Below are 9,515 nucleotides of genomic sequence, written 5' to 3'. Positions count from 1 at the left end.
CAGTTTGGCTTTATCATCGTTTTACGCTCAGCTTTCGTGATATCGAAGAGTTGCTTGCAGCTAGATGTGTCGTTGTCAGTTATGAAACGATTCGTCAGTGGTGTAAAAAATATGGCTCAATTTACTGCAACCAAATAAAAAAGAACCGCAGTCAGCTTGGTGATACTTGGTATTTGGATGAGGTTTTTATCAAAATAAATGGCGTATTACATTACCTGTGGCGAGCGGTAGATCAAGACGGTGATGAGATCGATATTTTAGTGCAAAAGCGTAAGGATAAAGGAGCTGCCATGCGTTTCTTTAAACGGTTATTAAAAGGGCAGGGAGTGATGCCGTTGAAGATTGTGACAGATAAATTAGCAAGTTACTCTGCAGCAATAAAAGAATTAATACCAAGTACTGAGCACTCAACAGTTCAGTATGAAAACAATGGATGTGAATTATCACATCAGCCCACTCGGCAACAAGAAAGACAAATGCGGAGGTTCAAATCTCAAGGGCAAGCACAGCGATTTTTGAGTTGCCATGGGGTAGTGAATAACTTATTTCGACCTGGTCGCCATTTAATGCAAGCAAAACATTATCGCCTTTTCCGTGATCGTTCATTTATAGAATGGAATAGGGTTAGTTGCGCCCAAAATTTAGATTAAGGTGTGTTTGGTAGAATTTATTCGGCTCAGCTCGATAAGTTGACAATACATACTAGCGCACCAAGTGCAGAGTGATTGATCGTACCGCGTGCAAGGTCTGTCTGTTTTTGTAGTTGTTGCTGGCTTTGCTTGGGTGCTTTTGCCATTTTTTTCTGTTTTGCCATTTGTGGTCTCTCCTTTTTAGGTGCTGGCAGTCTATACCCAAACACCTTGAAGATGCAAATTGGGAGGCTGCGAGGATGCCTGGATTGAACCCGTCAGACCTTGACTTAAAACGGGCAACACCTAATCTTTGATAGGTTTCTCTTTTTAAAGGACTGATTCAATGACAGCACCTGCGATCACTAACAATATCATCGAGCTTATCGGTAATACCGATCTACTACGTATCAATAGCCTGTCAAACCTAACCGGCTGTGAAATTTTATTAAAATGTGAACAACAAAATCCGGGTGGTTCAATTAAAGACAGAGCCGCATTACAGCTGGTTCAAGATGCTATTAGCAGTGGTAAACTCAAACCGGGTATGACCATAGTGGAAGGCACTGCGGGTAATACTGGCATAGGGCTAGCACTGGTGGCTAAGGCGTTGGGTTATAAAATGCTGGTGGTAATGCCTAAGGGACAAGCGGTCGAAAAAGAACAGATGATTAGTTTATACGACGCAGAGTTAAGGTTAGTTAATGCCTGCCCCTTTGCTAATCCCGATCATTTCTACCATACGGCAAAACGCTTGGGTGAAGCTAATGCTAATTATTGGTGGGCAGATCAGTTTGAAAATACCAGTAATAGCAAAGCCCACTATGAAAATACAGGCCCCGAGATTTGGCAACAAACTCAAGGCAAGATTGACGCGCTGGTTTCAGTTGCAGGCACCGCGGGCACCATTGCTGGTAATTCTCGTTATTTATCGGAAAAAAATAAAAACCTACAAACGTGGTTAGTGGACCCTGATGGTTCGGGTATTTATGCCTACTTAAAAGAGGGGAAATATGCCTCGACGGGTAATTCATTTACCGAAGGTATCGGCATAATGCGTAGCGTTGCTAACTTTCGTCAGGCAAAAATAGACAAAGCGATTACCTTACCGGATCAAGATCTAGTGACCATTTCCCGTCACATTAGGGAGCTTGATGGTATTGCGCTGGGCAGTAGCTCGGCACTGAATGTTGCTGGTGCATTATACGTAGCCGCCAAAATGGGTAAAGGTAAAACCATCGTGACCTTTTGCTGCGACCTCGCAGAACGCTCAAATGCTAAGCTTTATAATGCGGATTTTCTCGCACAGAAAAATATCACTGAACAGGGTGAGTCATTAGCCTCGTTATTTGCCCGTTATCAAGCGGAAGCAGAAAGTAATATCGTGCAGGTCGGCACTTAAAACCTCATGGTTGATCTGTAGTGGTACAGTATTAATAATCTGAATTTGGAAAATAAGTCCGATTTCGAAACAAGTGATGGTAAGTCTGTTTAGCGACACCATACGACATATACAAAACTTGCCTTTACGCTGGCTATCTTTTTTGTTTCTATAATAATCAAAAGGTTAGAGTAAAAGCATCTTAAAGTATAAACTCAAATTTGTCCCCATTTTATGTATTACAAATATTCTCTTGCGGTCCATATCCGGTACTTTCTGTGCGCAACGAGATCCCATGCATTCCAAAAGATATTAGATTTAGTAAATTTTCACAGAGATAGGTGCCACTGTGTTGGACATATTTTCAGCTGTTTGAATTTACTCTATAACTTATGAAATTAGTCTGTGCATTTAAAATGGGATAGCTATCACCTTAACACTTATCTCAAATCAAGCATTTACCAAGTTGTTATGCAAGGTGTTGAGTGTGTGATATTTAATAGATATCGTACTGATATAATTTATATAAGATAGGTGTTGTATTGCCACATTTCGTGCAGAGTGATGCCTATAAAGCTGCTAAATGAAAGGTTCAACACTAATATGAGAACAAATAACAAGTTTCTGGGGGCAGATTTTGCCCTTTGCTATTACTCTCTATTGAGAGATAATTAGCATAAATTGGATATTCCAACCGATAATAGAGCAAACATTCTAAAGCGCAATGTGCCCCTTTTCACCTTAGAAACTAAAGTTGAATAACTAAATTAACTTCGATACTCGTCGCGCAACACAGTACCGATTTATCTACACAACAAGCAATAACAATACATGCCTTATTTTTTTAGTTAGGTTTTCTCGCCAATATGGTCGCAAACTGTAATTTCGCGCCATTGTGCATAGTACCAACATCTTCATTGTACTTTATCAGTTCCCAACCCTTATAAGCCTCACGCAACTGTCCCGCTTTCAGGGTAAAAGGGAAACGAACTGGACAGGGGTGTTCTTCGGTGCTCATTGCGCAAACAATCAGGTTATAACCGCCAGCCAAAGTACGTTTATGCATATCACTAATAACATCATCAACGTTATCTGGGTCGAGAAACATTAAGGTTACGGTACAGGCAATAAAACCATAATTCTCAACAAGGTTGGCATTATTAATGTCATACACGTGAGCCTTAATATTATTCATTCTCTCTTCAGTAATAATGTTTTTCAGCGTATCAATGGCACTGGGATTAGTATCTATGGCGGTAATATTAAATCCGAGCTGGCCTAGGTACAGAGCATTACGCCCATTTGAACAACCCATATCTAACGCATCGCAGGGCTCAATAATTTTGCACGCATTTACTACTTCACTATGCGCAGGATTTAAGCCGTAACGGCTATTTAGATCAACTATCATGGTAACCACTTAGTTTTAAATGAAGGATATTATCTTACTACTATTCTTGGGCAATTAAATATGAATGGGCCTATTTTATAGCTTCTACCTGACTAGCTCTAACACTTAAGCCAATCGAGACCCATTATTTGTTATCAACTTCCGGATTTGTGTCTTGAAACACCCGTTTTATACTTTAAACGGGTGCAGTAGCACAGTGATTCTGGCCACTCTATTAGAGGGAAATGAGTCATTTTTGGCACCTTTTTACCTTACAAAGGCAGCACACTAGCCTCATTGTGAGTTAGACACAGCTAATATTACTTAGCCATTTTTATATCTTTATGGGGCTGTTTTGATTGCCCTTGGTCAAGCTCATCTAGCCGGAATTTTAACTTTCAGGCTGTAATGTCGCCTCTCGGCAACTTCATCTTCTTTAACGAGTAAAGAAAACGAAAGCAAACTCGCCCCTCGCTCCCTTTTTATCCCTAAATTCATTTTAAAATACCCGATATTCCCAATATTTTGCGTAATTTTATTTTTATAACGTCACCTGATTCTAACTGCAAAAGCGAGCAAACTAACCCTAGCAACAATGACAAAAGAGATACGAGAAACGTTTTTTTTGTCATAACCAACTTCGACTTACAAAAGGAATACCAACATGATGTTTAAAGATAAAGCGATAAAACTAGCGAATGAAGCTAAAAATAGAGCAGGTAACTTATCGATCGAATTACAACAGTCTCAGTTATTCGACCACGTAAAAACAAAACTAGATGAGGCCAAAGAAAAAGCATCTGCTATTGAGATTTCAGATTTAAAACTGATGAACTTGTTTGCGGTATTTAGTTTAGCTGCACTGCTGCTGAGTACCTTTTTACCTCTTGCTCGTTTTACGGGCAACTCGATACCTTTAAGTAAAGTGACACCCGTATGGTTTTATGTGCTTACTGTGATAGCACTCTGTCGCCATTTGTTTGGTGCTAAAAAATCACTTTCTCGAAGCCTGGTTATATTATTAGTCGTTGTCATCAGTTTCAGTGTTTTTCAGCAAATAACAGATGCGTTACAGATGCTTGGAAAACCTGGAAGCCAAGATCTTATTCGTTTGGCGACTGAGGTATTAGGTGCTGGTCTGTACTTATTTATGGTTAGTTTCATAGTGGTTATTATTGCGACAGTGAAACCAGGTTATGATACTAACAGTGAGTTATGGAGGAAATTAATACAAAAATAATGGCTAGCGCAATCATGCAAAAATGGCTGTTTTTTTGGGGGGGTCTGGAGTTTTTATGCAATTTAAACCACGTAAGCAGCACATTTATAATGATGCTAATGAAATGGGAAGCGATTTTGTTGTGGGTGATCTCCATGGTGAGGTTGAACAACTGTATCAGCAACTTTCAGCCCTTAACTTTGATTATCAAATAGATCGCTTATTTTGCACGGGGGATCTAATCAGTAGGGGGGCTAATACAATTGGCTGTTTAAATCTATTAACAAAAAAGTGGTTTTATCCCGTTTTGGGCAATCATGAACAGTTGTTTTTACTTGGCTTTTCATCACCTAAGTATTGGGATCTGTTAAAAGAAAATAAGGGTCAATGGTTAACAGAGAATCTGCACCAATTTGACCTGTTAATACGCTGGAAAACCTTGATTGAAATCTGCATGCCACTTAGCCGAACGATTACTGTTAAAGATAAAAAAGTGGGTATCACCCACGCGTCTGCCATTACTAATTGGCAAAAAGTACAAACGGGTATCTTATCAAAGCATGATATTTGGGAAACCTTATGGAGTCGTCCTTTACAAGATAACAAGGACTGCTTAGCAATTGACTCGATTGATTGTGTGGTGCATGGGCATTCACCGGTACAAGCAATTACCAAGATAAATAATCGTTATTGGATTGATACTTTTTCTTCAACCTGTGAGCTCACGATAATTAATTTAACTGCATTAAACTAATCTCTACGACTCTTTATGATTAGTCGGTAAAATGGTTTTGTATAAAGTGATTTTACTCTCTTAAAAGACAAATGGAAAAGGTCAGTGCTATGTCAATTAAAAACGTAGATAATGCAACGGAACTGCTCATCGGTTGGCAGAATAGAGATAAAAGTAAGAGTACTGAATTTCTTGAATATGCTTACCAAGATATCCGCGCGATTGTTGGAAAATATCTACAGCAGCAAAGCCCAAATGAAACAATTCTGCATGATGCTTCTGTTACTGAATTATCTAATGAATGTATTGTTAAGCTACATCGTTGGCGTAATGATGAACAACCCTTTGAAAGTCGACAAGAATTTTCTGATTATGTACGCGTTTCAGTGTGGCATCTGTTATTTGGAAAACCACATCAGTCATTCGTTAATAAGCAGCAATTAAAACGCGATTTTTTACAGTCGGAGATAACACAAGTTATTGGTTATCAGCCAAATTGGGATCAGAATGTTGATCTATTAAATACATTAGAGCTTCTTCAGGAAAATCACTCAAGGCAGTCGGAAGTCTTTGAGTTAAAATATTTTGCGATGGTTTCGCATCAACAAATTGCCGATATGTTATCGCTTTCACCAAGAACCGTTGATAACGATTTGAAGTTTGCGCTAGTTTGGTTGAGAAGTAAGTTAACCGAATGATAGATATCGTTTCTTTATATAATGAGTTATCTGAATTAGGCTATTCAGAGCAACAGGCTCACTTGTCTAAATTAAAAAAAATAGACTTAATAAAAGCTAATGAGCTAGAAAAAATGTTAAAGGTTGATGACATCACCATCTCTACTACTGAGTTTTTATCAGAGCAGATATCCACATCGACAGCGGCCTCTAAGCACTCCTTTATTGGTCAAGAGGTAATGGGTTTTACTATTAAAAGCCTACTTTCTGAGTCGGGGGGGATGGGGCTTGTTTACCATGCAGAGCAAGATATTTTTTGCTCTAACCATACTCAAAATCAAAGCCATAAAGCAGCCATTAAAATCCTGCGTAGTGACAAGTTAAACAGTGAACAACAAAAAGTGATGTTCTTTAATGAAGCATCAAGCTTAATGTTATTAGATCACCCCAATATTTGTAGCCTGTATGGGGTATCTGAAGTATTGGATCATGCTTGTATTGTCATGGATTATATTGATGGACAGTCGTTAGATATTTGGTTAGCACTTAACAAACCGACTAATAAGCAAAAATTTAATGTTTTTATTCAGCTATTAAATGCCGTTTGTTATTTACATGAACTACAGATTTATCATGGTGATTTAAAACCACAAAACATCATTATCAATGACCAAGAACATTTGGTTTTGATCGACCTTGGTTTAGCCCAAAAGTTTAAATCGGTTGAAATGCACGACAATAAAAATACCGTTAAAGCGTTTTCAAAAAACTGGAGTGCACCTGAGCAAATCGCGGGATATCCTTACGAAGCGATGTCGGATGTTTATTCTTTAGGTGCAATTATGTGTTATCTATTAACGGATAAGCCTCCTAGTCAAACAAGTCGCTCATATATCAAAGATAAAGAGTTAAATGCATTGTTAAATAAAGCACTGGCAAGCGCGCCTGAAAATCGTTTTCAAGATGCAAATCAATTGCGTTTAAAAATACAACAATATCAGCAAGGCTTTCCTATTGACGAATACTCAACTCATCCAATTTATCAATTTAAAAAATTAATCACGAGAAAACCCTTCACCTCACTCACGTGTGTGCTACTGCTGTATTCGGTTGCTAGCAGTGTATTGTTATTTGTGAAGTAATAATTTAAGTTAACTAAAAGGACCATTTTTCATGGATTATTCGCAGTTTGACGCGTTTTTAGAGCGCCTTAAAGGGGTAGAAAGAGTGATAGTACAAGCACATGATTTTCCCAGTCATGATGCATTAGCTTCCGCTTTTGCTTTTGCTTGTTTATTAAAAAAGAAAGGTTTTAAGCCATTTATCTCCTATCGAGGGTATATCAAGAGAGTGACACTACGTAACCTTATCGACTGGCTTAATATTCCGACGATTACACCAGAGAAATTAAATTTGACGCCAAATGATAAAATTATTGTTGTAGGAGGCTGTATTGGCGAGCCTAATGTTATCGACTTCCCTGGTTTAGAAGTGGCTGTTATTGATCATCATAAGGTCAAGGCTCCTGGTTTTGTTTGGTATGCAGATATCAGGCCTGAATATGGTGCAACCGCTTCAATGATCGTTGAGTATTATAACTATTGTGGCATTGATATTTCCCCAAAAATTGCAACTGCGCTGTTAGTGGGTTTAACTTTTGGTACCGATCACTTTACTAAAAAAGTGAGTGTAGCGGATGCAAAGGCGTTGCTTCAACTTCAATCACAAGCGGATATGCCAATGGTTAAGCGCATTTTCAGAAATAAAATTGAACTTCAAGAATTAAAGTATTTCGATGCGATGCTGACAACCATGATAAAAGAAAAAAACAGTGCCTTTGCCGTATTGCCTGATGATTGCTCTCGTACCATGTTAGGCGTATTAGGGGACTTCTTACTGAGTGTCGATGAAATTGATGTTGCGATACTCAGTGCAAGGCATAACGGTAAAACGTATATTTCATTGCGTTCAGAATGCCCTAAAAATGATGTAAATAAGCTAATAGTACGGGTATTAAATGATACGGGAATTGGCTTTGGTGGGGGCCTTCCTCATTCTGCTGGTGGGATAATTGATGATATGTATCAGCTCTCCGATGAATTAGATTATGTACATGATTTAATCCGGCCTCATTTATCACTGAGCTAATCAGTGATATCTAACGATAGATTGTTTTACAATTGATCTTTATCGTTGTTTTTCCGGGGTGGGTGAGATGAATAAAAAGATCCTCTTCTTGGAACTGGCAAGTTGAATATTCATCCATTAAGGGGGTACTAAGTAGTTTATTACCCGTTGTAAAATCATAAACGGTCAAGTTATCCTTTTGTAACGCTGCAACTTTTTCTCCGCATATTGAAAAAGATAATGAGAGAATATCATTGTGCTTTGGGGTTTCATGGTGCCATATTTCTTTATGCGTTTGCATGCTAAAAGCACTGATATAGCCATCAAAATCGCCTAATACAAGACGTTTCGTTGCGTTGTGAAATGTAAACGTTAAAACGGAAGCTTGAAAGTGATGAAATGTACAGATTTGTTCAACGGTATTACTTTTTAGATCCCATATGTTGATGAGTGGTGGAATGAACCAGTTTTTATCGAACGAAAAATAAATAACAATATTTTCATTTTCAGTAAACATGCCACAGGTATGGTATTGCCCTACTTCAGTTCTCTGATGCAATATTTGTTGGCTTTCTACATCGATTATTTCGATAGAACATTTATTCCAAGGAAAGCGTAATGCTTTGCTGTTGTCTGCATTTATTACATCCTGAGTATGGAAATTCATTATTCTCTCTATTGGTATTAGCTGTCTGATACTGTCTACTTAACAACTATTTCATCAACTATGCAATAATTCGCCAATTAATAACGCTAATATCGAGGCTAGCTTACATTTTATGCATTATTGTAAGTGGCAACCTGTTTATTGAATTAGAGTTACTGCCACTGGACAAAGAGATTGAAAAAAGTGATAAAACCACCGGAATTGGTGTTGCCATTGAGTCTGTTGAAAATGATAAAACAAGTTATTTTACCATGCTATTTTACCTAGATAGCTTAGATGATAATGAATTCGAACAACAAGCTGGTGACGTATGGGAGTGGGATGAACGGCGTGATAATTTGGGGGACGGTGAGGAAAATTTTGTTAATTTGAATGTAATACCAATCCGCCTAAGTACTGGTTTAAATGACTAATATCTGCGTTGCATTCAATCGCAATAGCCGGCTATTACTCAATCATGCGCCTTGACCTTAGTCATTTACCCTGCGTAAAACCTGATCATTATATTAAGCGGAATGGTATTAGTTGTTGTGGTTTAAGAATTTGAGCCTCATAACACGAAGGTCATCGATTCAAATTCTGCTCTCGCAACCCATTTCAAATACCCTGCAAAAACACCAAACAAACAACATCCCTCAAAATCACAAACATTCAAGACCAATTAAAATAGTTATGTTTTTATAACCTCAGAC

The 9,515-nt window shown here is 38.1% G+C and carries 10 protein-coding genes; 7 read left to right on the top strand and 3 right to left on the bottom strand.

Annotated features, from left to right (window positions below; all coding sequences use genetic code 11):
• On the top strand, window positions 1–650 hold a 650-nt coding region (locus G322_RS20945), incomplete at its 5' end, for an IS6 family transposase (protein WP_022942475.1).
• 26 nt (window positions 651–676) lie between these two features.
• On the opposite strand, the gene G322_RS23480 is transcribed toward G322_RS20945, so the two are convergent.
• On the bottom strand, window positions 677–814 hold the full coding sequence (locus G322_RS23480) for a hypothetical protein (protein ID WP_022942474.1): 138 nt from the start codon (window positions 812–814) through the stop codon (window positions 677–679).
• Window positions 815–975: 161 nt separating this feature from the next.
• Here G322_RS23480 and G322_RS0114550 point away from each other — a divergent pair, with 161 nt between their 5' ends.
• Window positions 976–2,031 (top strand): cysteine synthase A, encoded by a 1,056-nt coding sequence (locus tag G322_RS0114550; protein WP_022942473.1) that lies wholly within the window; start codon window positions 976–978, stop codon window positions 2,029–2,031.
• An 823-nt stretch (window positions 2,032–2,854) separates the two neighbouring features.
• Here the strand turns inward: G322_RS0114550 and tehB are convergent.
• Window positions 2,855–3,421, bottom strand: coding sequence for a tellurite resistance methyltransferase TehB (gene tehB / locus G322_RS0114545; RefSeq protein WP_022942472.1), 567 nt, complete (start codon window positions 3,419–3,421; stop codon window positions 2,855–2,857).
• Window positions 3,422–4,064: 643 nt separating this feature from the next.
• Here tehB and G322_RS0114540 point away from each other — a divergent pair.
• From G322_RS0114540 to G322_RS0114520, 5 genes are all read left to right on the top strand, one after another.
• Complete coding sequence (locus G322_RS0114540) at window positions 4,065–4,640, top strand: hypothetical protein (RefSeq protein WP_022942471.1); 576 nt, start codon at window positions 4,065–4,067, stop codon at window positions 4,638–4,640.
• A gap of 55 nt (window positions 4,641–4,695) precedes the next feature.
• Window positions 4,696–5,373: a metallophosphoesterase gene (locus G322_RS0114535; protein ID WP_022942470.1), complete on the top strand. Its 678-nt coding sequence runs from the start codon at window positions 4,696–4,698 to the stop codon at window positions 5,371–5,373.
• An 89-nt stretch (window positions 5,374–5,462) separates the two neighbouring features.
• Entirely contained in the window at window positions 5,463–6,050 is a 588-nt protein-coding gene (locus tag G322_RS0114530) for an ECF-type sigma factor (protein WP_022942469.1), read from the top strand.
• Window positions 6,047–7,171 carry a serine/threonine-protein kinase gene (locus tag G322_RS0114525; RefSeq protein ID WP_022942468.1) on the top strand — a complete coding sequence of 375 codons (1,125 nt, stop codon included), beginning with the start codon at window positions 6,047–6,049 and terminating at the stop codon, window positions 7,169–7,171. Before G322_RS0114530 ends, G322_RS0114525 begins: the two co-directional genes overlap by 4 nt.
• Window positions 7,172–7,202: 31 nt before the next feature.
• Window positions 7,203–8,177 (top strand): DHH family phosphoesterase, encoded by a 975-nt coding sequence (locus tag G322_RS0114520; protein WP_022942467.1) that lies wholly within the window; start codon window positions 7,203–7,205, stop codon window positions 8,175–8,177.
• A gap of 10 nt (window positions 8,178–8,187) precedes the next feature.
• Here G322_RS0114520 and G322_RS0114515 read toward each other — a convergent pair whose 3' ends face one another.
• Window positions 8,188–8,823 (bottom strand): WD40 repeat domain-containing protein, encoded by a 636-nt coding sequence (locus G322_RS0114515; protein WP_022942466.1) that lies wholly within the window; start codon window positions 8,821–8,823, stop codon window positions 8,188–8,190.
• Window positions 8,824–9,515: the final 692 nt, after the last annotated feature.

Origin of the sequence: Psychromonas hadalis ATCC BAA-638 (genome assembly GCF_000420245.1) — a bacterium.
Taxonomy (GTDB): Bacteria; Pseudomonadota; Gammaproteobacteria; order Enterobacterales; family Psychromonadaceae; genus Psychromonas; species Psychromonas hadalis.
Note: the sequence above shows the minus strand (reverse complement) of the source record. Positions and strands in the feature narration are given on the sequence as shown.